Origin of the sequence: Pseudomonas sp. 9Ag, from assembly GCF_902506445.1 — a bacterium.
GTDB lineage: Bacteria > Pseudomonadota > Gammaproteobacteria > Pseudomonadales > Pseudomonadaceae > Stutzerimonas > Stutzerimonas stutzeri_AB.
In genome coordinates this window covers 811,541-833,260 of the sequence record NZ_LR733836.1, presented here as the reverse complement: position 1 = coordinate 833,260, position 21,720 = coordinate 811,541, and the positions used below count along the sequence as shown (strand labels likewise).

Genomic DNA, 21,720 nt, shown 5'->3' with positions numbered 1-21,720 from the left:
AATTGGTAAAGTCGTCAAGACGCGCCAATCGAATGCCCAGCCTGTGCCAGTGGCGAAAGCCGTAGGGCTGACTCCAGGTGATCCGGTGACAAATGGGCATAGCGCATCGTCATGGTGATCGACGAGTGCCCTAGGATTCGCTGCAGGCTGAGAATGTCACCGCCGGCCATCATGTAGTGACTGGCGAAGGTGTGCCGGAGGATATGGGTTAGCTGCCCTGGTGTGTCGAAACCACAACGTTTGTAAGCACCTCGGAACGCAGATCGACACGTCATGAACAGCCGCCCATTGCCGGGCATCCCCAGCTTCAGTGAGATTTCCTCGACTTCCTTGGGTATCGGTACGGACCGAGACTGCCTGTTTTTAGTTCGGTGGAAATGCGCCTTGCCACCGAATAGGGCTGCACGGGACATGGATTCCGCCTCATCCCAGCGAGCGCCCGTAGCCAAGCACAGAAGCGCAACCGGATAGGTGTGATTGTTGGTCGACCGGCGACACTCATCGAGCAGTTGGCGGATCTGTGGAAGCGATAGAAAGGTCAACTCGGTCTGGTCGGTCTTAATCTGGCGGATGCTGGCGAGCGGGTTTTTACCCACCCAGGCGCCAAGACGGATCAGCTCGGAGAACACGGCCGACAAATAGCGCTGTTCGTGATTGACGGTCTGCGGAGAGGCTTCCTTGAGTCTGCGCTGACGATACCGTGCCCATGCCAGGGCATCGAACTCGGAGGCCAGAGGGTCACCTAGCCGTTCAGCGATCGCGAGTGTTCGTGACAGTCGTGTCTTCTCGTCTTTTAGCGAACAGCCGTGCAGCGAGTGCCACAGCGTTACTAAGTCAGAAAGGCGATCATCTAGCGGTCGGCCTGTCAGCTTGAAGGTCGCAAAGAACTCGGATTCGTAGCGCTGAGCTGCTGCCTTCGTCAGAAATCCCTTCTTGCGAATTCGCCGCCCTGCCCGGCCATTCTCGTAGAAATCAGCCGTCCAGGTTTTGCCGTCTTTTCGGGCCGTCATACAGCCCTACCCCATCGAACATGACGCTCCTGGAGCAGGTTCTTGATGTGCTTGTACAGATCACGCTCCGTCATATCCTTGGACGCATAGTGATCACGGATTACAGGCCAGCATTCCCACTCGCGCAACCGGTCAAAAGCTTGCTTAGCGCCCACCCGCTCCCTTGCTAGTAGGCTTACGAAGTTTCCCAGGAACAGTTCCACGTTCTTGCCGCTGAATCCACGGCTGGTCTTGTAGTAGCGCTTGTATTCGGTGTCATCGATCAGGGAATCAACCGCCACGTCGACCCGCACGTCATCACGCATCAGCGTCCAAATCGGCTCAAAGTACCCAGGGCGTGCAAGCAGCTTGAATTGACCGAGGCCGTACCGCCACAGGCCGTCCAGATGAGCCGAGAAAGCGGCATAGGAATCCGTCTCGATAGCTTGCCCGGTCTTTACGTCGACGGAGCCGCTGGCGAACTGCTGAATAATCGAATGGTGGTAACGCAGCTCGACACGCCAAACGTCCGCGTTCGGGTCGTAGTTGTCAGGATCAGCCAAATCGAAGGAATCCCGACGACGCCAAACGCTTTCCCAAAAGTCGAGCTTATCGGTCGCGCGGGCCTGTTCGGTCTTGTTGTAAATGCAGAGCTGGACGCCGCCAGCAGAACCGAACATGGACGTTTCCCCACGACCGTAAACACTGGATTTGGTCGCCCACTCGATCTGGTGGATGCCAGTGATGTCGCGGTGCGTTCTGGCGCGACAGTGCAAGCGCGCTACCAGATCAACCGGAGGCTTCCAGCCCTGCAGGTCCAGCGCCAGGTGAACGGCACACTGGTTACGCTCTCGATGGGTCAGCACTGCTGCAGCGTAATAATCCATGCGCTCTTGCAGACGCTCAGGTGACAGCGTGTCGATAGCATGGGGTGACACCTCGATTTTCAGGTGCGGACCGATGCTGTCGAGCTTGGCGTTAAAGTTCTTGATGAGCAGGATGAAGCCAAGATCAGCGTTTTGCAGCTTGTACTGGTAGCCCGAGTCCCGCCCTACCCGACCGGAATGCCAGATCTGCCCAGCGAACTCGACTAGAGCGCCCGGCTTCTCGAACAACGCCATGATCTCCGGTCGAATCAGCCCACGGTACAACTGGCGAACCGTATCGACGCCACAGCGGAGCAGGCGAACGGATGACAGATCCACAAACTGGACCGTGCTCGGATCGACGAATAGTCGGCTATGGGCATCTTCCAACCCGGTCAGGATGTCGATGCGTTTGAAGTCCTTATTTGCCATTCCTTTTTCCCCTTTACTCTGGATTACTCTGGTTGCTCACTAGAATTTGTATGACGTGTTACAGGGACGTCAGCGCGCGCAGCACGCCGGCTCGTACCTCGCCGTGCGTGCCAGGGGCACGCTGACGGTCTTCACCACAGGAACTCACCCTTCACATACGGAACATGCGTAAAACGCGTGCCCTGGGGTTCGCTTTGTTCCTGGCGAGGCTGTGCAACCGGCTGCGGTGCCGGTAGCTGGTTGTTCCGGTTCTGGTCCTGCATCGAGCCTCGGTCGGGCTTGGTCGGGTCGAAGTAGCCGTTCTGCACGACTGTCATGCAGAACTCGAACGACACCTGCAGCAACGTGCCTTGCTGGGTGTTGCAGCGACACCCGGTCAGCCCGTCATCGGTATCCCCAATGCTCATTCGCCGTCGGTTGCGGCTGATGAGCGCTCGGTCGTTGGTGGCGATGCAGACGGGTTTGGGGAAGGACTGCGGGGTGTTCAGCTGGTCATAGATCGGCGCTGAGCCGGGCACATCCTGAATCCGGGGCACACGTGAACCGAGATACTGTTCAAGCGTTTGCGGCTGTTCCTGGCCCTGTCCACCGATGGGGTTGATGAAGGAGCCGACGACGCTTTTCGCCTGATCAACCATGCTTTCGGATTCGAGCTGCGCGCCGATCTGATCTGCTGCATCGGGCGCGGTCTTTTCTTGCTCATAGCGGGCATAGGCGCGATACACAAGAAAGCCAGCACCGATGATCACCGCCGCGGCCAACAGGAACTTGGTCGGCACCTTGGTCTGGAAGTGGTGTTTGGCGTTCGTGCTGGTGTAGGCGCCGAAGTACTTCTTATCCAGCCGGAGCGACTTCTTGTCGGCATCCTTGAAGCTGGATTTCACCTCGACCTTTTCCACCACCACTTCCGACTCGAAGCGCAGCAGCTGGGAGGATTTGAAGACGCGCCAATAGTGGATATGCGAGTTGCACAGGCGGCGAAGGTGAACATCGAGGTAGCGCGGGTCCTGGGTGACCAGATGCACTTCGTGGCCCTGGTGGCGCATGGTCTCGAAGCGGGTGATGTGCTCGGGTGGCCGTGCCCTGGGATCGCGTGAGCCAAACCAGCCTTGGGCCTCATCGACCACGATGATTGCGTCGGCGGGCAGCTCGAACCACTTCTCCGGATCTTCAAACACAAACCAGCTAGCTTTCAGCTGCTCAGGTTTGAGGCCATTGATATTGTGGTAATAGACAACGCGCCCTTGGGCGTGGGCGCTCTGGTCGACTTCACGGATGGTGTTGAGGGTCTTGCCGTGCCCCGGCTTACCCGTGCGAATAATGAGCATGGGATCAGGCCGTGAAGTTGGTGACGTTGCCGAGCTTGGTTCGGCGATCGGCAAGCTTGTCGATGCCGGTCAATACCATCCGAGTTGTGATCGCGGCGAAGTACATGTTCAGTGCAACATCGATCTTCGCCAGCCCCAGGATCAGCTGAATCGACTGTGCGACGTTGCCCATGTTGGTGAGCATGTAATCCTTGGCTTCGCCGATCACGAAGTTAATGCCGAGGTAGCTGACCATGCCGATGCCAAGCACTCGCAAAACCATCATCACCAGCGGTTTGACGATCATCACGGCCAGCATGGCAAGGTAGTAAAAATGCATCAGGCACCTCCAAAGGCGCGGCCGACGTAGACGGCGCAGAACATTGCGGTGAAAGCCACGATCAGCCAGGACATGTCCGTAGCCGCTCGGCAGAGGGGTTCGTACTTAATTTGCAGCGTGCGGCCACCGCTTGAGCGCAGGTTCATTGCCTCTGGCGACGGACAGCCGGACGGTAGGAAGCGACCGGCGCTGTTGATGAAGCTGGGCGCGTTGACCTCAGCTTCTTTAAGTTCGAACTGTTCACCCTTGAACAGCCCCTCGATGTCGGTTTTCTTCTTGGTAAAGTCGGCCTGTTCTTCGGCATTGCAGCGCATCTGCTTTTGTTGCTTGAGGATGGCGCACTGAACTGCATCGCCCTTGCAGCTGATTTCGGCATCGCAGGCTTCACCGGTTACACCGGGCTTGATGCACTTGTCTGGATCGGTGGCCGGGTCGCACTCAGCCTCACCATCTCCTTCGCCGTCTCCCTCACCAGTGCCATCCCCTTCACCGTCTCCCTCGCCGCTGCCTTCTCCATCCCCTGAGCCATCGCCGTCACCGCTTCCATCGCCATCCCCAGAACCGTCACCATCCCCTTCGCCGTCACCTGGATCTTCGGGATCGGTCGGGTCTTCCGGATCGGGGTTTTCAGCGTCATCGCAACCGCCCACTTCAACGTCCGGATCACAGGGCTTCGGGGGTTCCTTGCTGCAAAACGTACCGTTCCAGACATAGCCCTCAGGGCACGCGTTATCGGGATCTGGTGTCGGAGTATCGTCGGGGTTGGTTACGTCCGAGGTTCCAGCAGGCGCGGCACGGGTCGGTTCGCCTCCGGTGCACTCCAGCCCGGCGCTTGTGTACTCGTAGGAGCCGAACACGCCAGGAGGATTGCCGCTGGTATAGGCGTATACGTTGGTCGGTGCGGAGAAGCCCCAGGTGTATTGGCAGCTATTGGCGCAGACGCTGCCAGGAGGCTCGGTCGAGGGTTGACCGACAGCAGCTTTGATCAGGTGCTGGTGGAGGATGGTTTGACCGTTGGTGGCTTCGCAGGCATTGGGCAGCGCTACGCACTCACCATTGTCATTAAGCTCAGTACCAGCAGGACATGAATCACCCTGTCTGTAGACCGTGCTATACACCGGCGTATTAGATGCAAATGTATCTACCGCATTACATGTCGCTGATGCACCACCACTTGTCAAAACAACGCTTGTTAGCTGATAGCGAGTCTGACCAGCATACCTAGCACGGCATGCGGCATCCGCAGATGGATAAGCCTGCGCAGTAGAGTTGTCATACCAACTATAAACAGCGGCACTCGCTGGAGAGTGCCAAAGCAAAAACGAAAAAAACAAGTGGCAGATAACACCGAGCTTACAGCGGGTAGTTAGCCGAGCGAGAAAATTAATAAGCTCCATCATCACACCCGCCCAAAAAACACGAGATAGAACGCCAGGGTGGTCAGGATCAGGACGTACAGCTGGTAACTCATGGTGGCGTTCCCTCGAAAGTGAAAACCCCGCCGGAGCGGGGTTTGTTTGCTTCGGCACGTGCGGTGCGCAACTCCGGCTTACAGGGCGCGGCGCATGTACTTGAACGCCATGGCGGCGATGATCACGGCGAAGACGGCCCAACCGATGGTGCCGACATCGGTGCCAGCCTCATCGAGTGCGCCAGTGGCTTCCGGTGGAACGGCTGCGTAGACGGTGCCAGCCAGGGTGGAGAGCGCGGCAGAAGCGCCAACGCCGATTTTCTTGATGAAGTGCTTGTTCAGTTGCATGGGTGATACCTCACTGTTTCAGGACTTTTTTGAGGACCAGAAATCCGAACACGGTGGCAAAGAGCACGATGGCTTCTGCCTGGAGTTCGGAAACCTGTTCCCAGGACAGTGCAGCGCCGTAGAGGCTCTGCATTTCCTCGACCGTGAGGGCAACCAGCGACCCGGAGCAGACGGGCGTACCGTCAGCGCCTTGCAGCCAGTCACCGTCACAGGCGAGGAAATTCATGCACCGGCCTCGAGGAGGTCGGCGGCTTGTTCGAGGGGTTCGCAGTCGGGGCAGACGGCGAAATGGGGCGGCAACCGCAGATCGGGCAGCAGATCGCTTTGCGGTGCAGGCAGGCTCATGAGCTTGCCCATGTCGTTGCCGCAGCAGTCGCAGATAACGCGGTCACCCATCAGCATGGTCCGCCCCTCCCCTTAGTTGGCTTTGGCTGGTTCCGGCTGAGCGCCGGTCGCAGGTTTGCCGGGTTGTTGGGTCGGCTGCTGAGTAGGCTTACTGGCCTGGGTGGCGTTGGTCTTCGCGGACTCCAGATGGAGGCAGAGATTGTTGCCCTTCTGTTTGCCAGCACGGGCGATCTCGAAATGGATGCGCACGGTTTCCAGCGGTTCGAAGTTGGCGCCGGAAGCAAACACCTCATCGGCCACTTCCAGGGGAACGTCCATGCTGACGATGGACAGACCGTTTTCGGTTTGGCCGTCCGGCTCATCACCGTAAAAGACCTTAACGATCTTTACTTCGGTGCCGTTCTGGCTGAATGCGAGCTTCTGAGTGCCGAGAAATGCAACTTCCATAGTTGAACGTGCCATGTTGTGTTACCTCAGTTAGTTACGCTTAGTGCGTGGGTTTGCCTTTTTGCGGGCCGAGAGAGCCCAGGCCGAGGAACTGTTAACGTTTCCCTCTCGCCAGGGTTTACGCGGCTTACAACGGGTTTGTGGTACTAGTTATACACGCTTGGAAAGGGTTTTTATCACCGGAAAACGAACTTCATAGTTGCCGTTAGTTTATGGAATACAGTGGGATAGTCTGGTGTTTAAACTTTCGTACTATTAATTTCATCGATAGTTGATTAACACCAAGGGCTTTGCCCTTGTCATCCCACTCTTGCCGCCGAGGGCTCGGGAGCGCGGGGCGGAGAAGCTGCCCCACACTCACGAGCGAAGGCTTTTCTGTTTGTGCAGGGTCAAGGGTGCGCTCCGCCCGTGCTTCCGTTTTTCCGAACGGTAAAGCGTGTTCGGACAAGCCGGGAGCGCGGCCCTGGACCTGTTCGGCCTCGGTGTTGGTTGTTTTTGCGGGAGCGATGTCGGGCTTGGCTCCGTCGCGGTGCTGGCTGATCTTCATCGCCAACCAGGGGAAGCCGAAGATCACCACCGCGAGCAATGCGATGGGCAGATAGACGCGCCAGAAGAAGTCAGCGTGTGGTTCTTGATTAGCCACGGCTCAGGCCTCCAGCTCGAACGGCTCGTGAATCGGCACGTAGGGCGTGGGTTTGCCCGTGTCGAGCACAACGCTCCAATACTTCGGCGGTCGGGCTGGTGGCGTGTGTTTCTCGCAGGTAGAGGCCGGTATCACCGCCCATTCCGAGGCGAGGACTGTCCAGACACCAGCGATCTTGCCCATCCTTATTGTGCGAATCGGGAGCACAGACGCGGGGCGGCATTGGGCGCAGGGTGTGGACCGGGAGCGAGCGGGCTTCGCCACTTCGCGACCGGACCAGCAGACAGAGCAGCCGCAGTCCGGTGCGTGTGGAGGCTTGCGGCCATACGTCATAGGTCATGCCCTCGCCGTTGGGAGCAGTAACGATGGTCATCATGACGCGCACCATTCGCGGCTGATCTGGAAGCGTTCGCGGGCACGTTCCTGGGCAAGCAGCGAGTCCAGCGGATCGTCAGCGACAATCAGCGAGACCACCGCATCTACGCAGCGATGGCAGTGAGTGCGGGACTGGCCTTTCTCCAGAACATTCCACTTCACGAGCTGGCTCTTGCCGTGCAGCGAGGCGATGCGCAGGGTGCAGGGGCGATTACTCATCGGCGTAATCCCCCTGGCAGAACACCGACTTGCCCCGCTCGATATCGCGGCGGATGCGGTGCAGGTTGATGACGCGGCGGCGACCAATCTTTACCGTCGGGAGGGTAAATGTTTCCACCCACCCGCGAACCACGTCTTCGGTGATCTGCTCGACGCCCATCATCTCGGCTAGCACGAGCTGCGTGCAGAACGGCGCTTCCCGGAAGCTCACGATCCGTTCGGCTTGGCCTTCGATGGTTAACCCCGCTACACCAGACTGTTCCATGTGTTTACCCCCTATAATCCGTGAACGCACTTAAGCAGGTGTGGAATATTTCAACTGCATGAGTGGAATAATACCATCGCTTTCCGCGTGTGGAATATTTCAACCGAGTCTTTTTTAAGATCTTTATGGAATCAACTCAAGACAGAGTTAGGCTTTTTCTATCTAAGCTTGGTCATCGAGAGGTCAGCGAGGCCACGGGGATAAAGGAAGAGCGCTGTAAAACGATCAGGTACGACAAGAGAGCGAATCTGAGGACAAGCGAACTGGATTTGATGGCAGATCGCTACCCCGAATACTCTCTCTGGCTAAGAACGGGGCGGATAGATCCCGCTCAGGGAGAAATCAGCCCGGACTACGACGAAGCCAACCGAAACTTGGCCAATCCAAACGCGGGATAGCGATCACACAGAAAGTAGCTAGGCGCTGGTATGCCCGAAGGATCGGAGGAGAGACGGAACATGGACGTTGAACGAGCTGTGCTGAAAGCAGGCGTGACCGTAGCTGCGATGTTTGCTATCTACCAAGGGATGCAAGGGATGCAAGAGTTTGCTAAGGCACGCTCAGAGAAAGCCCACCAAGAGGCCCAGGCGCAGCAAACGGAGCGGGAGAAGAAAGAACAAGCCGAAGGCTACATCGAATCCCTTCGTGTGAAGGAAGCTGAACGGCGACGCTCCGAAGCCTCTACTTTTGATCCTGGCGAGACCAGCCAAGACGCGCATAACCCAAACGCTGGATGGCGATCGCAAGAACGTAGCTAGGCGCTGGTACGCCCGAACGAATGGAGAAAACCAATGAAAGGGATTTTGCTAGCACTAGCACTCGTTGCAAGCCCCATCCTCGCTGAAAAATCCAACACCGTTGCAACCTCAGTTAGCGATGCAGAGCGCCCTGCAGCCGAAGCCTATGGCTAAAATTTAATAGACCAGTCAGCAAGCTCTTTGCCAACCGCTGAACAAGAACAAGAACAAGAACGAATTAACATTTAGATCAACACGGGGGATGTGTATATGGACACCACACAACTTGTAGCAGACAACCCACACAAACAACGCACAGTAGATGATATTGCTAGATTTCTAAAAACAAGAGTGGAGAAAAACCCGAATTACTGCCTCTTGCTAGGGGCAGGTTGCTCAGTAACATCTGGCATACCATCTGGCGGCGAACTAATCGACCAGTGGCGAAGAGAGATATTCTACGAGTATAGCGATCAAGGTAGCGAATACTCTACGGAAGAGGCAAAAAAACTCTTAAAAGAACGATTCTCACAATGGTATAGCGAGACTAACGAATATTCGTCTTTATTTGAGAAAAAATACGACCTTCCAAGTCAAAGAAGAAAATTTATAGAAGAGCTCGTCTCTGAAAAAATACCCTCTATCGGCTACGCCTACTTAGTCAACCTCGTAAAGAACAATTATTTAAATAGCATATTTACAACCAACTTTGACGACCTCCTCAATGAAGCTTTCTATCATTACTCAGACCGCAGACCGATGCTCTGCGCGCATGACTCTTCAGTAAACAGCATAAACTTATACTCTAGCAGACCAAAGATTATCAAGCTACACGGCGACTATTTGTTCGATGATATAAAGGGATCGCTCAGGGAGACTGAGTCACTTGAGCAAAACACCAAGAACAAATTAGTAGAAACGCTAAAAGGCCAAGGACTCATAGCTGTTGGTTACGCAGGATACGATAGATCTGTTATGGACGTAATAAGCTATCTCTTGCGATTAGATGACCACCTGACCAACGGAGTATATTGGTGCGTTAGACGTGGCGAAACCATATCAGAAGAAGTAAGAAAACTATTATGGCGAGACAAAGTTTACTATGTTCTGATTGACGGATTTGATGAGTTTTTCGCCGAACTAAACCTCAAACTAACCAAATGCTTATCTCTTGAGCAAGACCTCACAAACAATAAAACAAGCAAGATAATTGAGTCATACACATCAAACAAATTCCTACTTCAAAGCAATTCTGAAATAATAAGATCAGACGTAGAAAGACTTTCAAAACAAAAAGCAAAAAGCAACATATCAAGACTTATACAAGAGCTAACAGAAAAGGATCAGGTTTCAGAATTTGATGACGCTGAAATGGCTGCACTGATGACGATTGAAGCACTGATTATGGACAAAAACTATACTGGAGCAATCTCGCAGTGCCAAGATGAACTCAACAAGGCTCCTAAGAGAGAGCTTAGGAGATCCCTGACTGCACAGTTAGGCAAAGCCTATATTTTAGCCGATATGACTGACAAAGCTATCGAGTGCAACGAGCAACTTAAAACGTATGAGCCAAACGACCCAAGACCATATCTAGCCATTGCATCAATAGAAAACAATAGCGACAAAAAGATAAAAATCATAGACGAAGCTATAGAAGTTTCACCGTATGAATACATAGCATATGACAAAAAAGCTAGTCTGCTGATTGAGAGAGCGAGACACCTACCAAGCTCTCAAAAGGTTATTACGCAAGCGTTAGCAAGAGAAGCTTTAACAACAAGCATCAACCTTAACCCATCTCACATTAACCACAGTTGGGGCAGGCTTTACGATCTCGAGTATGCGACAGAACGCCCAAACTCCGAACAAAAACAAATCTTACTAGATATAATAACTGCGCTTGATAAGCAAGGCCCTTTTAACTCAAGGAGCATTTCATTAAAAGCGCACTTCTACGGCAATTTCTCCGACAAGGAACAACAAGCTGCTTTTTTTGAAGCCCTGCAGAATCACCAAACAAAAGTCAAACAGAAAGACTTGATAAACTTTAAAGAAAAACTAATTAAAGCAGCCTACAAGCTCGACCTGAGCAATGAATCAAAAGAATTAATTGATGACTTATTAAGCACTGCAGATGAAAACAAAGACAGCGAAGCCATCATTACAGCTGGGGTAACATTAGCACAGCAGTTCGGTGAATTTTCCCGGGCCGCAAAAATACTATCTGGCGCCAGAAATATTGCTGATGACTATGAGGCGTCGAGAGTACTAATGACATGTCAAGCACTAACAAAGGACAAGCTGGGCGCTTTAGCTACACTTGAAACGATAAAACAAAACTTTAATCTCGTTGCATATCTTACTGCATCGGCAGATATACATGACGACTTATCTATGCCCGGCAAGGCGGTAGAAGCCACCAAAAAACTTCTAGAAATAACTAAAGATAAGGATAGATACACAAGTGTTCACGCATACGCACTTATAAAAAATAGCGAATTCGAAGTTGCAAAAAAGATTTTGAGCGAATATCTAAATGAAAATAAATTCGACAGAAGCTTGTCAAGTGAGATTGTCAATTTCGAGATTTGCAGAAGATCTAATGGCGGCAAGTGCGACAAAGTCCGTCTCGCTGAACTATTAAAACATGCGTCTTCCGACTTGGAGAAAGCGGCTATAAACTCTCTGCTCGACGAGAATCAAAAAGCAATTGCGCAGCTTAAAACGGCCATAGAGAAAGACAAGACAGATCTAGCATCGGTGCTGAAGTGGCCTGCTTTTGACAATTTAAGACCAGAAAAAGACTTCATACAGCTCATTGATCCTCTATTAAAAAAATGCAACACAGAACCAGAGGTCGGGAAAATATCTAACCTGCGTGCAGTGGGATGAATCCCATATCTTGGTGACTACTTCGATGGTTCTTTCTGAAAAACTCAGGGATAGTGAGGATCGGGGCCGCTGAAAGCCAAGGTTTATGGGGTTTTCTGGTCTTGCGAGGCGCTACGCAAGTGATTCATAATGCTGGGGTCCGGGGTTCAAGTCCCTGCGTAGCCACCAAATTCAAGAAAGGGTTCAGCGAAAGCTGGACCCTTTTTTTGTGCCTGCCGTTTAGCCAGCCGCATCGAGAGCGCACCATGAGAGACGACTTCGACAACATCCGCGCCGAGCGCGAAACGCCCTATCGCACCGTTGCCTCCCATCCCAACCAGCATGCCGTTCTCTGGAAACAGATCGCAATCGGCATCGTGGTTGGGCATCTGTCGTTGGGGTTGATCGGTGCTGTGGTCTGGATGGTGGCGGCGCAGCTGCTTATTGCGGATGTGCACATCGTTGCGCCGTGGGCAGCACAGCCTCAGGGATGAATGGGATTGCTTTGACTGAAACAGGCTGTCCCTAGCAAATGAAACTGAAATCTATCCCTTCCTCATTGCCGGCCGCAGCGCATGTCGCGGAGCAGGCATTCCATGACCCTGCCTGCGCCAGAGATCAAACGTGCAACGCAGGCCGCTCTCCCGGATATGCCACTCGGCACCCACATCGCCGAGCAACGTCTCGGTCGTCGCATCCGGCAGACAGCGTAGCTGAAGTAATAGCTGCCGTGCGGAGCTTTGCTGCTGCAAGATCCGGAGTGCGACCAATACCATGAGCATCTACTTCAGTGCCTCCGATTTCATCTCGCTCCGTTCATGGAACTGCACCACCAGCACGCCGCTTAGCAACCAGTCCGCGGGCAGATGGCCTTACAAGAAATGAGCGGTTTCAGAGTCATACAAAAACATAGTCGGCAGCGTTACCGCACATTACAAACGCTGCCGCCGCCGACATCAGCCCTTAGATATCCAGGCAGATCTTGCCGAAGTGCTGGTTGGTTTCCTGGTAGCGGAACGCCTCGACGATATCGTCCACTGCGAAATGCTTGTCGATGACCGGGCGTATGCCATTGGCATTGATGGCGCGGACCATCTCCTGCTGCTGTGTACGGCTGCCGACCAGTACGCCCTGCAGACGCAACTGGCGCACCAGCGCCGGCACCAGCGGCAGCTCGCCGGCAACACCGGTGAGAATACCGATAACCGAGATGTGCCCGCCGATGCGCGCGGCCACCATGGACTGCTCCAGCGTTGCCGGGCCGCCCACTTCGATCACATGGTCGACGCCACGGCCGTCGGTGAGCTGACGCACCGTCTCGCCCCAGGCCGGCGTGCTGCGATAGTTGATCAGATGATCGGCTCCCATCTCGCGCAGGCGCTCAAGCTTCGCATCGCTGGACGAGGTGGCAATGACCGTGGCACCTGCCATCTTGGCAAATTGCAGAGCGAAGATGGAAACGCCGCCGGTGCCCTGGATCAGCACACTGTCGCCGGGCTTCAGCTTGCCGTCAGCCATTAGCGCACGCCAGGCGGTGAGACCGGCGGTGGTCAGGGTCGCCGCCTCGGCATGGCTGTAGCCCTTGGGTGCACGGGTGAACGAGGTGGCACGAGCGGTGACCATCTCACGGGCATAGCCATTGATGCCATCGCCAGGCACCGTGGCGAAGCCTTCGATCAGCGGTTCACCGGCCAACCAGTCGGGGAAGAAGGTGCTAACCACCGCATCACCAACTACGAATTCACTCACGCCCGTACCCACCGCGACTACCTCACCAGCACCATCGGCCATGGGTATGCGCGGTTCGCTCGGTCCCCACATCCCGCTCACGACCGCGAAATCGTGATAGTTGAGTGAGTTGGCGCGCAGCCGCACGGTGATTTCACCGGCCCCTGGCGTGGCCGCCTCGCTAGTGCCGACGACGACCCGGTCGTAGCCGCCACCGGGCTGTACGAATATCGCTTTATGGCTCATGGATCGCTCCTTTGCTAACGGGATGACTTAAATGATAATCGCCGGCACCGGCACCGTTCGGCCCGCCGAAGTCTGCTGCCTATCGCTGCACGAGCATCGATTGAATTCGCGACAGCATAGCCAATGCGCCATCGGCGATGCGGGCGCAGACCAACCTCGTGCCACATCTTCGAAAGCGCGTTCGCCACTAATCCATGGCACGCCCAAGCCCGCCATGCTGCTTCTCGTATGCGCTTCGCGTGAACAGTCCCGACGCACAACGGGCCAGTTACAATGTCAGACCGCTCTTCTGGTTGCAGGATGAAAAACACGACACTTCCCCCACCAACAGTGGCAGGAATGATCAGCCTTATGACAAAGCCTGCTGCGCGACGGCGACCGATGCGAACAGCTGCCTGACCTAATGCTCCCCAGCCGCAAACGCCGTCGCGACAGCCCGGCAGCGAGTAGCCCCCCAACGCCGTTCACACCGGCGCTTCGATACCCAGCACGCGCATGCGCCGGTACACCGTCGGCCGCGACACGCCAAGCTCCCGTGCCACCGCGCTGATGTTCCAGCGGTGTCGACGCAGCTGGTCGCGCAGTGCCGACGCCGACTCAGGTTCGGAGGGGGCTGCCGACTGACGGCAGCGCGCCAGGATCGGTGGCAGGCATTCGTCCGGCAGGTCCTGCACCGTAATTTCATCATCCTCACAGGTCGCCAGCGCATACTGCAGCACGTTGCGCAGCTCGCGGATGTTGCCCGGCCAGGGATAAGCCAGCAGCGCACTCATGGCATCGCCGCGCAGGTGCGGGTTACCCGGGCGGCCCTCGGCGAGTTCGGCGAACACTCGCTCGATGAGGAAGCCCTTGTCGGCGCGTTCGCGCAGCGGTGGCAGTTTCAACGCCGCGCCGTTCAGGCGGTAGAACAGGTCCTCGCGAAACGCCCCACTTTCAACCATCTGCCGCAGGTCGCGGTGGCTGGCGGCAACCACGCGGATATCCACCTTCACCGGTTTCTCGGCACCCAGTGGCATCACTTCCTGTTCGGCCAGCACCCGCAACAGCCGGGTCTGCAAGTGCAGCGGCATGTCGCCAATTTCGTCGAGGAACAGCGTGCCGCCGTCGGCCTGCTGGATCAGCCCGCGCATGCCCTTGCTACGGGCACCGGTAAAGGTGCCCGGGGCATAACCGAACAGTTCGCTTTCGATCAGCGATTCGGGCATCGCGCCGCAGTTGATCGCCACGAAAGGTTTGCTGCGCCGGCAACCGCTTTCGTGCAGCGCCTTGGCCAAACGTTCCTTGCCGGTGCCGGTCTCGCCATTGAGCAGCACGTTCAGCGGCTCGCTGCATAGACGTTTGGCGCGGGCTAGCATCTTGCGCATCACAGGGTCATCGTCGGCCAGGGCATCGAGCGCGGCATGCCCACCGGGCACGCTGCGTTCGGCCGGCACCGGTATCGGGCGACGCGGCTCCATCAACGCGGCGAAGAACAGCTGGTGGCGGTGGGTGCGAAAGGCGCGGACCTGGTCGTGACTGGCGTAGGGGATGCTCAGCACGTCGCTCAACTCGCAATCGAACAGCTGATCGATGCGCGCCTGCGCCAGGGTGCCGAAGGGGCCCGGCATCATCAGCCCGTGCTCGGCCAGCAGACCGCGGGCGGCGGTGTTGCCGGCGAGCAACTCGCCATCGTCACCCAGCGCCAGCAGGTAGCGCCGGTTGATCAGGACAAATTCGCGGGAACCGTCGAAACAGAGAATCGGCCGCTCGCGGTAAACGCGCATGAAGTAGGCGTCCTCGATCATCCGTGCGTACTGCTTGACCAGCTGCAGGGCAAAGGTCTGGGAATCCTTCGTCGGAGGCGAACGCAGCGCAGAGATATCCAGCACGGCTAGCAACTGCCCGTGCGGGTTGAACATGGGCACGGCGGTACAGGTGAGGTTGGTGTGCCAGACGCTGAAATGATCCTGCTGGTGACAGGTCAGCGCCTGCTGTTCCTTGATGCAGGTACCGACTGCACAGGTGCCGGCGTGGTCTTCGCCCCAGTCCGAACCAAGGAACAGGCCGGTCTTGCGATGCGCCTTTTCATCGGCCGGGTCGCCGAGAAACTGGACGGCGATGCCGCGGTTGTCGGTTAGGAGGATGACGTAACCCAGCTCGGCGATCTGCCGGTAAAGCTGCTCGACCCCGGCGCGGGCAACGTTGATCAGCTCGTCGGCCTGATCCTGATGTTCGCGCAGCACCTGCCGCGGCACGAAACGGGCCTCAGCCGGGTGCGCCGGGTCCAGGCCATAGTCATGCACGCAGCGACGCCATGATCGCGCGATGATCGGGTCGCGATCACCGGGCAGATGCGGTGCATTGGCCAACGACAGCACTGCATCAACATGATTGACAGGACCGGATAGCAGGTTCATGCCTCCTCCTTGAAGCGCTCGCGCCAGACCTGACGCGGGCGACTCCAGCGATATATTTTATTGTTGTGCGATAAGCAGAGGATAAACCATTGAGCCGAACAGACCATCCTGAACTTTAGAAGCACTTTATCTATTCATGTTATTTGCCGCTGCACTGTAAACCGCTTTACAGCGTTTTACAGGTGTAACGCCTGAATTGCTTTACACATTGAAAGCTGAGACGCCACTAAATTATTGAAAACACCTAAGAATCAGCACCTTAAGTTAATTAAATGTTTTTAACTAAAGTTGGCATGGCACCTGCTCTTACTGTTTTGCGGAACACACTCTTCGCATAACAAGATCGCCAGCATTCCGAGCACAACGGAACGGCCGGTAATAATCAGGAGCTATGTCATGCACGATTCAGCTCGCCCGCACGGCACGCTAAACCGGCGACGTTTTCTTTCCATTTCCGGCCAGTCCTTGCTGGCATTCAGCCTGTCGCAACTGATTCCGGTGAACCTGCTCGCCGAGGAACGCCTGCCAGACCTGCCCGATGGCCTGCTGCGCATGGGCCGCGATGTATTTCCCCACGCGTTCATCAGCGACCACCACTACGTGCTGCCCTTGCTCAGCCTGATGGACGAGCAGCCCGCGCTGGTCGCTCGCGGCCTGGAAGACCTGCAACAGCAGGCGCGCAAGGCCCACGAGTCTCCATTTGAACAGCTCGACGAGGCCGAGCGCGTGGCGCTGCTGACCGACATCGAGAACACCTCCTTCTTCAAGGCCGTGCGCAGCAGCCTGATGTTCGGCCTGTATGACAACAAGGCGCTGTTTCCGCTGTTCGGCTACGAGGGTTCGTCCTGGGAGTACGGCGGTTACGTCAACCGTGGCTTCAACGACCTGAACTGGCTCTGAACGCCCCGTGCACACGGGACAACAACAAGAACAAGATGAGGAACACCCCATGGCAACTTTTGCCCAGGACGACGATGGCGTCGTGGTGATCATCGGCTCCGGTGCCGGCGGCGGGACGCTCGCCAACGCGCTGGCTAAACAGAAGATTCGCAGCGTGGTACTCGAAGCTGGCAAGCGTTTCAGCCTTGACGATATCGAGAACGACGAGTGGGCGATGTTCAAGAAAATCTCCTGGCTCGACAAACGCCAGGCCGCCGGCGGCTGGCACCTCGCCGAGAACAATCCAACCTTGCCCGCGTGGATCGTCAAGGCGGTCGGCGGCAGCACGGTGCACTGGGCCGGCATCGCTCTGCGCTTTCGCGACTTCGAATTCAAGATGCAGAGCATCAACGGCGACATCGCCGGCGCCAACCTGCTCGACTGGCCGGTGACGCTGGACGAGATGGCGCCCTGGTACGAGAAGGCCGAGAAGCACATGGGCGTGACCGGGCCGAGCACCGGCATGGGCTATCACCCCTGGCACAACTCCTTCAAGGTGCTGGCCACCGGCGCCAAGCGGGTCGGCTACAAGGAGATCCTCTCCGGGCCGATGGCAATCAACACTGAGCCCTACGACGATCGCGCCGCCTGCCAGCAGCTCGGTTTCTGCATGCAGGGCTGCAAGATGGGCGCGAAGTGGTCGACGCTCTACACCGACATCCCCCGCGCCGAAGCCAGCGGCTACTGCGAGGTGCGGCCGCAATCGATGGTGCTGCGCATCGAACATGACGCCAAGGGCCGCGCCAATGCCGTGGTCTACGCCGATGCCAGCGGCACCATCCAGCGGCAGAGGGCCCGCGTGGTCTGCGTGGCAGGCAACTCCATCGAGTCGCCGCGGCTGTTGCTCAACTCCGCCTCGGCGATGTTCCCCGACGGGCTGGCCAACTCCTCCGGCCAGGTCGGCAGGAACTACATGACCCACACCACCGCCGGCATCTTCGCGGTGATGCCCAAGCCGGTGAACATGCACCGCGGCACCACCTGCGCCGGGGTCATTTCCGACGAGTCCTACAACGATCCGTCGCGCGGTTTCGTCGGCGGTTACCGCCTGGAAATCCTTGCTCTCGGCCTGCCCTTCCTCTCCGCCTTCCTTGACCCCACGCCCCAGGGTTGGGGCCGCCAGTTCACTTCGCGGATGGAGAAGTACAACCACATGTCCGGGGTCTGGCTGTGCGGTGAGGATCTGCCGCTGGAGAGCAACCGCATCACCCTGCACGCCACCGAGAAGGACCAGTACGGCCTGCCGATCCCGGTGGTTACCAAGAGCGATCACCCGATGGACGCCGCCATGCGCAAGCACGGCGTCGCCGCTACCGCCAAGTGCTACGAGGCCGCCGGCGCCACCGACATCATCGAGCTGCCGCCCTACCCGGCCAGCCACAACATGGGCACCAACCGCATGAGCGCCAAGGCGCGTGACGGCGTGGTGAACAAGTGGGGCCAGAGCCATGACATCCCCAACCTGTTCGTCTCCGATGGTAGCCAGTTCACCACCAGCGGTGGCCAAAACCCCACCCTCACCATCGTCGCGCTGGCCTTGCGCCAGGCCGAACAGATCGGCCGTCTGCTCAACGAACGCGCGATCTGACCCGCCACTACAAGGGAGTCCACCCATGACCCAGCCCAACAACTCGCAGCGCCTGTGGATGTATGAGCAGATGCTGACCAGCCGCTACATGGAGGAATCCATCGAGCGCATCTACATGGAAGGCAAGACGCCGGTGTTCAACATGGCCAAGGGGCCGATCCCCGGCGAGATGCACCTTTCCAACGGCCAGGAGCCCTGTGCGGTGGGCGTCTGCGCGCACCTCAAGCCAGCGGACATCGTCACCGCCACCCACCGCCCGCACCACATCGCCGTGGCCAAGGGCGTGGACCTCAACGAGATGATGGCCGAGATCTTCGGCAAGGCCACCGGCCTCTCCGGCGGCCGCGGCGGGCACATGCACTTGTTCGATGGCCGGGTGAATTTCTCCTGCTCCGGGATCATCGCCGAAGGCATGGGCCCTGCGGTCGGCGCGGCGCTGTCGCGGCAGATGCAGGGCAAGCCCGGCGTGGCCGTGTCCTTTATCGGCGAGGGCGCGGCCAACCAAGGCGCCTTCCACGAAACGCTGAACCTCGCCGCGCTGTGGAAGCTGCCGGTGGTGTTCGTCATCGAGGACAACGCCTGGGGCATCTCGGTAGCCAAGGCCAGCGCCACCTGCATCAAGCAGCACCACGTGCGCGCCGCGGCCTACGGCATGCCCGGTGTGTTCGTCGAGAACAATGACCCGGACGGCGTGTTCCGCGCCGCGGGTGAAGCCATCGAGCGCGCCCGTGCCGGAGGCGGCCCGACCCTGATCGAGATCGAGACCTATCGCCTGGCCGGCCACTTCATGGGCGACGGCGAAACCTACCGCCCCGAAGGCGAGAAGGACGGCCTGATGAAAAAAGACCCGATCCCCGGCTACCGCCAGCGCCTGATCGACGAGGGCGTGATGAGCGAAGCGCAGGCCGAAGACATCGCCGCACGCGCCCGCGGACGCATCGACGAGGCCGTGCAGTTCGCCCGCGAAAGCCCCTACCCGCGCCCGGAAGAGGCGCTAGAGAAGGTGTTCGTGTAGCGCAGGTCAATCCCGAAGACCGCAGAAGCGAGCCTGCTCGCGAAACGCGGACACAGCAGAGCAACAGGAGGAACACCACCATGAATAGCCAAGCCACCATGACCGCCGCCGTCTGGCACGGTCGCAAGGACATCCGCCTGGAGCAAGTCGCCCTGCCGGGTGCGCCACAACCGGGCTGGGTGCAGATCCGCGTGCACTGGTGCGGGATCTGCGGTTCCGACCTGCACGAATACCTCGCCGGCCCGGTGTTCATTCCGGTGGATGCGCCGCACCCGCTCACTGGCATCAAGGGTCAATGCATCCTCGGCCACGAGTTCTGCGGCGAGATCGTCGCCACCGGCGAAGGCGTCGAGGGTTACGCGCCAGGCGACAAGGTCGCCGCCGACGCTTGCCAACACTGCGGCCAATGCCGCTTCTGCAAGACCGGCCAGTACAACCTCTGCGAACAGCTGGCCTTCACCGGCTTGATGAACAACGGGGCCTTCGCCGAACTGGTCAATGTGCCGGCCGAGCTGCTCTACCGCCTGCCGGAGGGATTCCCAATGGAAGCCGGCGCGCTGATCGAGCCACTGGCGGTGGGTATGCACGCGGTGAAGAAGGCTGGCAGCCTGCTTGGCGAAACCGTGGTGGTGGTCGGCGCCGGCACCATCGGCCTGTGCACCATCATGTGCGCCAAGGCCGCCGGTGCCGGCCAGGTGATTGCCCTGGAAATGTCCGCCGCGCGCAAGGCCAAGGCCCTTGAAGTGGGTGCCAACCAGGTCATCGACCCCAGCGAGTGTGACGCCATCGCCGAAATCAAGGCGCTCACCGGCGGCTACGGCGCCGGCGTCTCCTTCGAATGCATCGGCCACAAATCCACCGCCAAGCTCGCCATCGACGTGATTCGCAAGGCCGGTCGCTGCGTGATGGTCGGCATCTTCGAAGAACCCTCGGAATTCAACTTCTTCGAGATCGTCGCTACCGAGAAACAGGTGATCGGCTCGCTCGCCTACGCCGGCGAATTCGCCGATGTCATCGCGCTGATCACCGACGGCCGCATTGATGTCACCCCGCTGATCACCGGTCGCATCGGCCTGGACGACATCCTCGAGCAGGGCTTCGAGGAGCTGGCCAACCACAAGGACCGCAACGTCAAGATCATCGTCAGTCCCAGCGCGCTGGCCGGCTGAACAGGAGAGACTCATGACCACTGCAACAACCGATAAAAAACTCACCGTTGCCCGCGCCATGGCCACCGCCGTGGCGCAGGAGATGCGCCTGGACCCGACCGTATTCGTGATGGGCGAGGACATCGGCCAGCTCGGCGGTGTGTTCGGCAACACCCGCGGGCTCTACGAGGAATTCGGCAAGACACGCATCCGCGACACGCCGATTTCCGAAACCGCCTTTATAGGTGCCGCCGTCGGCGCTGCCTCGGACGGCATGCGGCCGATCGTCGAGCTGATGTTCGTCGACTTCTTCGGCGTCTGCATGGACGCCATCTACAACCTGATGGCCAAAAACACCTACTTCTCCGGCGGCAAGGTGCCGGTGCCGATGGTGCTGATGGCCTCCACCGGCGCCGGCTACTCGGACGCCGCCCAGCACTCGCAATGCCTCTACGGCACCTTCGCCCACCTGCCGGGCATGAAGGTGGTGGTGCCGAGCAACGCCTACGACGCCAAGGGCCTGATGACCGCGGCGATCCGCGACGACAACCCGGTGGTCTACCTCTTCCACAAGTCGCTGCAGGGCATGGGCTGGCTGGGCACCGAGAAAGGCGCCACCGTGCCGGTGCCGGAAGAGCCCTATATCGTCGAGATCGGCAAGGCCAATACCGTGCGCGAAGGCCGCGACGTCAGCCTGGTCAGTCTCGGCGCCGGTGTACACCACGCCCTGCGCGCGGCTGCGCAGCTGGAGAAGGACGGCGTCAGCGCCGAGGTTATCGACCTGCGTAGCCTGGTGCCGCTGGACCGTGAGCACGTCATCGCCTCGGTGAAGAAAACCGGCCGACTGATCGTGATCGACGAGGACTACCACAGCTTCGGCGTCAGCGGCGAAATCATCGCCAGCGTGGTCGAGCACGACATCGGCATGCTCAAGGCGCGCCCGCAGCGCGTGGCCTTCCCCGACATCCCCATCCCCTTCACCCCGGTCATGGAGCAATGGGCGCTGCCCAACGCGGACAAGATCGTGGCCGCCTATCACGCCATGCATAAGGAATGACAATT

General features: G+C 58.0%; 24 protein-coding genes. 8 read left to right on the top strand and 16 right to left on the bottom strand.

Annotated features, from left to right (window positions below):
* Positions 1-14: 14 nt before the first annotated feature.
* The 13 genes from ALTERO38_RS03820 to ALTERO38_RS03760 all read right to left on the bottom strand — a co-directional run bounded on the left by ALTERO38_RS03820 (position 15) and on the right by ALTERO38_RS03760 (position 7,987).
* Positions 15-1,010, bottom strand: a complete 996-nt coding sequence (locus ALTERO38_RS03820; protein WP_159967333.1) for a tyrosine-type recombinase/integrase — start codon at positions 1,008-1,010, stop codon at positions 15-17.
* Positions 1,007-2,287 carry a hypothetical protein gene (locus ALTERO38_RS03815; RefSeq protein ID WP_159967332.1) on the bottom strand — a complete coding sequence of 427 codons (1,281 nt, stop codon included), beginning with the start codon at positions 2,285-2,287 and terminating at the stop codon, positions 1,007-1,009. Before ALTERO38_RS03815 ends, ALTERO38_RS03820 begins: the two co-directional genes overlap by 4 nt.
* A 131-nt stretch (positions 2,288-2,418) precedes the next feature.
* Positions 2,419-3,615, bottom strand: coding sequence for a zonular occludens toxin domain-containing protein (locus ALTERO38_RS03810; protein ID WP_159967331.1), 1,197 nt, complete (start codon positions 3,613-3,615; stop codon positions 2,419-2,421).
* Between the two features lie 4 nt (positions 3,616-3,619).
* Positions 3,620-3,934 carry a DUF2523 domain-containing protein gene (locus ALTERO38_RS03805; RefSeq protein ID WP_159967330.1) on the bottom strand — a complete coding sequence of 105 codons (315 nt, stop codon included), beginning with the start codon at positions 3,932-3,934 and terminating at the stop codon, positions 3,620-3,622.
* Positions 3,934-5,052, bottom strand: coding sequence for a virulence factor TspB C-terminal domain-related protein (locus ALTERO38_RS21445; protein WP_256663764.1), 1,119 nt, complete (start codon positions 5,050-5,052; stop codon positions 3,934-3,936). Before ALTERO38_RS21445 ends, ALTERO38_RS03805 begins: the two co-directional genes overlap by 1 nt.
* A 431-nt stretch (positions 5,053-5,483) precedes the next feature.
* Positions 5,484-5,693 carry a major capsid protein gene (locus ALTERO38_RS03795; protein ID WP_159967329.1) on the bottom strand — a complete coding sequence of 70 codons (210 nt, stop codon included), beginning with the start codon at positions 5,691-5,693 and terminating at the stop codon, positions 5,484-5,486.
* Positions 5,694-5,703: 10 nt separating this feature from the next.
* Positions 5,704-5,919 (bottom strand): hypothetical protein, encoded by a 216-nt coding sequence (locus tag ALTERO38_RS03790; protein WP_046162624.1) that lies wholly within the window; start codon positions 5,917-5,919, stop codon positions 5,704-5,706.
* Positions 5,916-6,095: a hypothetical protein gene (locus ALTERO38_RS03785; protein WP_046162625.1), complete on the bottom strand. Its 180-nt coding sequence runs from the start codon at positions 6,093-6,095 to the stop codon at positions 5,916-5,918. The genes ALTERO38_RS03790 and ALTERO38_RS03785 overlap by 4 nt, the downstream gene beginning before the upstream one ends.
* A 15-nt stretch (positions 6,096-6,110) precedes the next feature.
* Complete coding sequence (locus tag ALTERO38_RS03780; RefSeq protein ID WP_159967328.1) at positions 6,111-6,500, bottom strand: hypothetical protein; 390 nt, start codon at positions 6,498-6,500, stop codon at positions 6,111-6,113.
* A 190-nt stretch (positions 6,501-6,690) separates the two neighbouring features.
* The gene (locus ALTERO38_RS21440) at positions 6,691-7,128 is read right to left on the bottom strand and encodes a hypothetical protein (protein WP_256663763.1); all 438 of its coding nucleotides are present in this window, start codon (positions 7,126-7,128) and stop codon (positions 6,691-6,693) included.
* Positions 7,129-7,131: 3 nt separating this feature from the next.
* Positions 7,132-7,461 (bottom strand): DUF5447 family protein, encoded by a 330-nt coding sequence (locus ALTERO38_RS03770; protein ID WP_159967327.1) that lies wholly within the window; start codon positions 7,459-7,461, stop codon positions 7,132-7,134.
* Positions 7,462-7,500: 39 nt separating this feature from the next.
* Positions 7,501-7,722: a hypothetical protein gene (locus tag ALTERO38_RS03765; RefSeq protein WP_159967326.1), complete on the bottom strand. Its 222-nt coding sequence runs from the start codon at positions 7,720-7,722 to the stop codon at positions 7,501-7,503.
* Positions 7,715-7,987 carry a DNA-binding protein gene (locus tag ALTERO38_RS03760; RefSeq protein WP_159967325.1) on the bottom strand — a complete coding sequence of 91 codons (273 nt, stop codon included), beginning with the start codon at positions 7,985-7,987 and terminating at the stop codon, positions 7,715-7,717. Before ALTERO38_RS03760 ends, ALTERO38_RS03765 begins: the two co-directional genes overlap by 8 nt.
* A 458-nt stretch (positions 7,988-8,445) precedes the next feature.
* On the opposite strand from ALTERO38_RS03760, the gene ALTERO38_RS03755 reads away from it, so the two are divergent.
* The 3 genes from ALTERO38_RS03755 (at position 8,446) to ALTERO38_RS03745 (ending at position 12,092) form a co-directional block, all read left to right on the top strand.
* On the top strand, positions 8,446-8,745 hold the full coding sequence (locus ALTERO38_RS03755; RefSeq protein WP_159967324.1) for a hypothetical protein: 300 nt from the start codon (positions 8,446-8,448) through the stop codon (positions 8,743-8,745).
* A gap of 249 nt (positions 8,746-8,994) precedes the next feature.
* The gene (locus ALTERO38_RS03750) at positions 8,995-11,619 is read left to right on the top strand and encodes an SIR2 family protein (RefSeq protein ID WP_159967323.1); all 2,625 of its coding nucleotides are present in this window, start codon (positions 8,995-8,997) and stop codon (positions 11,617-11,619) included.
* A gap of 245 nt (positions 11,620-11,864) precedes the next feature.
* Positions 11,865-12,092, top strand: a complete 228-nt coding sequence (locus ALTERO38_RS03745) for a hypothetical protein (protein ID WP_159967322.1) — start codon at positions 11,865-11,867, stop codon at positions 12,090-12,092.
* A 51-nt stretch (positions 12,093-12,143) separates the two neighbouring features.
* Here the strand turns inward: ALTERO38_RS03745 and ALTERO38_RS03740 are convergent, their stop codons facing one another.
* The 3 genes from ALTERO38_RS03740 to ALTERO38_RS03730 form a co-directional block, all read right to left on the bottom strand.
* Positions 12,144-12,374, bottom strand: a complete 231-nt coding sequence (locus tag ALTERO38_RS03740) for a class I SAM-dependent methyltransferase (RefSeq protein WP_256663934.1) — start codon at positions 12,372-12,374, stop codon at positions 12,144-12,146.
* A gap of 187 nt (positions 12,375-12,561) precedes the next feature.
* Positions 12,562-13,572 carry an NAD(P)-dependent alcohol dehydrogenase gene (locus ALTERO38_RS03735; protein WP_159967321.1) on the bottom strand — a complete coding sequence of 337 codons (1,011 nt, stop codon included), beginning with the start codon at positions 13,570-13,572 and terminating at the stop codon, positions 12,562-12,564.
* Positions 13,573-14,036: 464 nt separating this feature from the next.
* Positions 14,037-15,968 carry a sigma-54-dependent Fis family transcriptional regulator gene (locus tag ALTERO38_RS03730; protein WP_159967320.1) on the bottom strand — a complete coding sequence of 644 codons (1,932 nt, stop codon included), beginning with the start codon at positions 15,966-15,968 and terminating at the stop codon, positions 14,037-14,039.
* A 396-nt stretch (positions 15,969-16,364) separates the two neighbouring features.
* Between ALTERO38_RS03730 and ALTERO38_RS03725 the strand changes: the two genes are divergently transcribed.
* The 5 genes from ALTERO38_RS03725 (at position 16,365) to ALTERO38_RS03705 (ending at position 21,715) form a co-directional block, all read left to right on the top strand.
* Positions 16,365-16,868, top strand: a complete 504-nt coding sequence (locus tag ALTERO38_RS03725; protein WP_148924459.1) for a gluconate 2-dehydrogenase subunit 3 family protein — start codon at positions 16,365-16,367, stop codon at positions 16,866-16,868.
* Between the two features lie 49 nt (positions 16,869-16,917).
* Complete coding sequence (locus ALTERO38_RS03720; RefSeq protein WP_148924458.1) at positions 16,918-18,495, top strand: GMC family oxidoreductase; 1,578 nt, start codon at positions 16,918-16,920, stop codon at positions 18,493-18,495.
* 25 nt (positions 18,496-18,520) lie between these two features.
* On the top strand, positions 18,521-19,510 hold the full coding sequence (locus ALTERO38_RS03715; protein WP_159967319.1) for a thiamine pyrophosphate-dependent dehydrogenase E1 component subunit alpha: 990 nt from the start codon (positions 18,521-18,523) through the stop codon (positions 19,508-19,510).
* A 98-nt stretch (positions 19,511-19,608) separates the two neighbouring features.
* Positions 19,609-20,679 carry a 2,3-butanediol dehydrogenase gene (locus tag ALTERO38_RS03710; RefSeq protein WP_159969625.1) on the top strand — a complete coding sequence of 357 codons (1,071 nt, stop codon included), beginning with the start codon at positions 19,609-19,611 and terminating at the stop codon, positions 20,677-20,679.
* 13 nt (positions 20,680-20,692) lie between these two features.
* A complete protein-coding gene (locus ALTERO38_RS03705; protein ID WP_159967318.1) occupies positions 20,693-21,715 on the top strand; it encodes an alpha-ketoacid dehydrogenase subunit beta in 1,023 nt (340 codons plus the stop codon).
* The last annotated feature ends 5 nt before the right edge of the window (positions 21,716-21,720 follow it).

Coding starts and splice junctions, on each gene's coding strand:
- ALTERO38_RS03755 (WP_159967324.1), top strand. CDS start 8,446: ATGGACGTTGAACGAGCTGTGCTGAAAGCAGGCGTGACCGTAGCTGCG.
- ALTERO38_RS03725 (WP_148924459.1), top strand. CDS start 16,365: ATGCACGATTCAGCTCGCCCGCACGGCACGCTAAACCGGCGACGTTTT.
- ALTERO38_RS03750 (WP_159967323.1), top strand. CDS start 8,995: ATGGACACCACACAACTTGTAGCAGACAACCCACACAAACAACGCACA.
- ALTERO38_RS03740 (WP_256663934.1), bottom strand. CDS start 12,374: ATGGTATTGGTCGCACTCCGGATCTTGCAGCAGCAAAGCTCCGCACGG.
- ALTERO38_RS03720 (WP_148924458.1), top strand. CDS start 16,918: ATGGCAACTTTTGCCCAGGACGACGATGGCGTCGTGGTGATCATCGGC.
- ALTERO38_RS03805 (WP_159967330.1), bottom strand. CDS start 3,934: ATGCATTTTTACTACCTTGCCATGCTGGCCGTGATGATCGTCAAACCG.
- ALTERO38_RS03790 (WP_046162624.1), bottom strand. CDS start 5,919: ATGAATTTCCTCGCCTGTGACGGTGACTGGCTGCAAGGCGCTGACGGT.
- ALTERO38_RS03780 (WP_159967328.1), bottom strand. CDS start 6,500: ATGGCACGTTCAACTATGGAAGTTGCATTTCTCGGCACTCAGAAGCTC.
- ALTERO38_RS03745 (WP_159967322.1), top strand. CDS start 11,865: ATGAGAGACGACTTCGACAACATCCGCGCCGAGCGCGAAACGCCCTAT.
- ALTERO38_RS03715 (WP_159967319.1), top strand. CDS start 18,521: ATGACCCAGCCCAACAACTCGCAGCGCCTGTGGATGTATGAGCAGATG.
- ALTERO38_RS03795 (WP_159967329.1), bottom strand. CDS start 5,693: ATGCAACTGAACAAGCACTTCATCAAGAAAATCGGCGTTGGCGCTTCT.
- ALTERO38_RS03730 (WP_159967320.1), bottom strand. CDS start 15,968: ATGAACCTGCTATCCGGTCCTGTCAATCATGTTGATGCAGTGCTGTCG.
- ALTERO38_RS03710 (WP_159969625.1), top strand. CDS start 19,609: ATGACCGCCGCCGTCTGGCACGGTCGCAAGGACATCCGCCTGGAGCAA.
- ALTERO38_RS03765 (WP_159967326.1), bottom strand. CDS start 7,722: ATGAGTAATCGCCCCTGCACCCTGCGCATCGCCTCGCTGCACGGCAAG.
- ALTERO38_RS03810 (WP_159967331.1), bottom strand. CDS start 3,615: ATGCTCATTATTCGCACGGGTAAGCCGGGGCACGGCAAGACCCTCAAC.
- ALTERO38_RS03815 (WP_159967332.1), bottom strand. CDS start 2,287: ATGGCAAATAAGGACTTCAAACGCATCGACATCCTGACCGGGTTGGAA.
- ALTERO38_RS03820 (WP_159967333.1), bottom strand. CDS start 1,010: ATGACGGCCCGAAAAGACGGCAAAACCTGGACGGCTGATTTCTACGAG.
- ALTERO38_RS03785 (WP_046162625.1), bottom strand. CDS start 6,095: ATGCTGATGGGTGACCGCGTTATCTGCGACTGCTGCGGCAACGACATG.
- ALTERO38_RS03735 (WP_159967321.1), bottom strand. CDS start 13,572: ATGAGCCATAAAGCGATATTCGTACAGCCCGGTGGCGGCTACGACCGG.
- ALTERO38_RS03760 (WP_159967325.1), bottom strand. CDS start 7,987: ATGGAACAGTCTGGTGTAGCGGGGTTAACCATCGAAGGCCAAGCCGAA.
- ALTERO38_RS03705 (WP_159967318.1), top strand. CDS start 20,693: ATGACCACTGCAACAACCGATAAAAAACTCACCGTTGCCCGCGCCATG.
- ALTERO38_RS03770 (WP_159967327.1), bottom strand. CDS start 7,461: ATGACGTATGGCCGCAAGCCTCCACACGCACCGGACTGCGGCTGCTCT.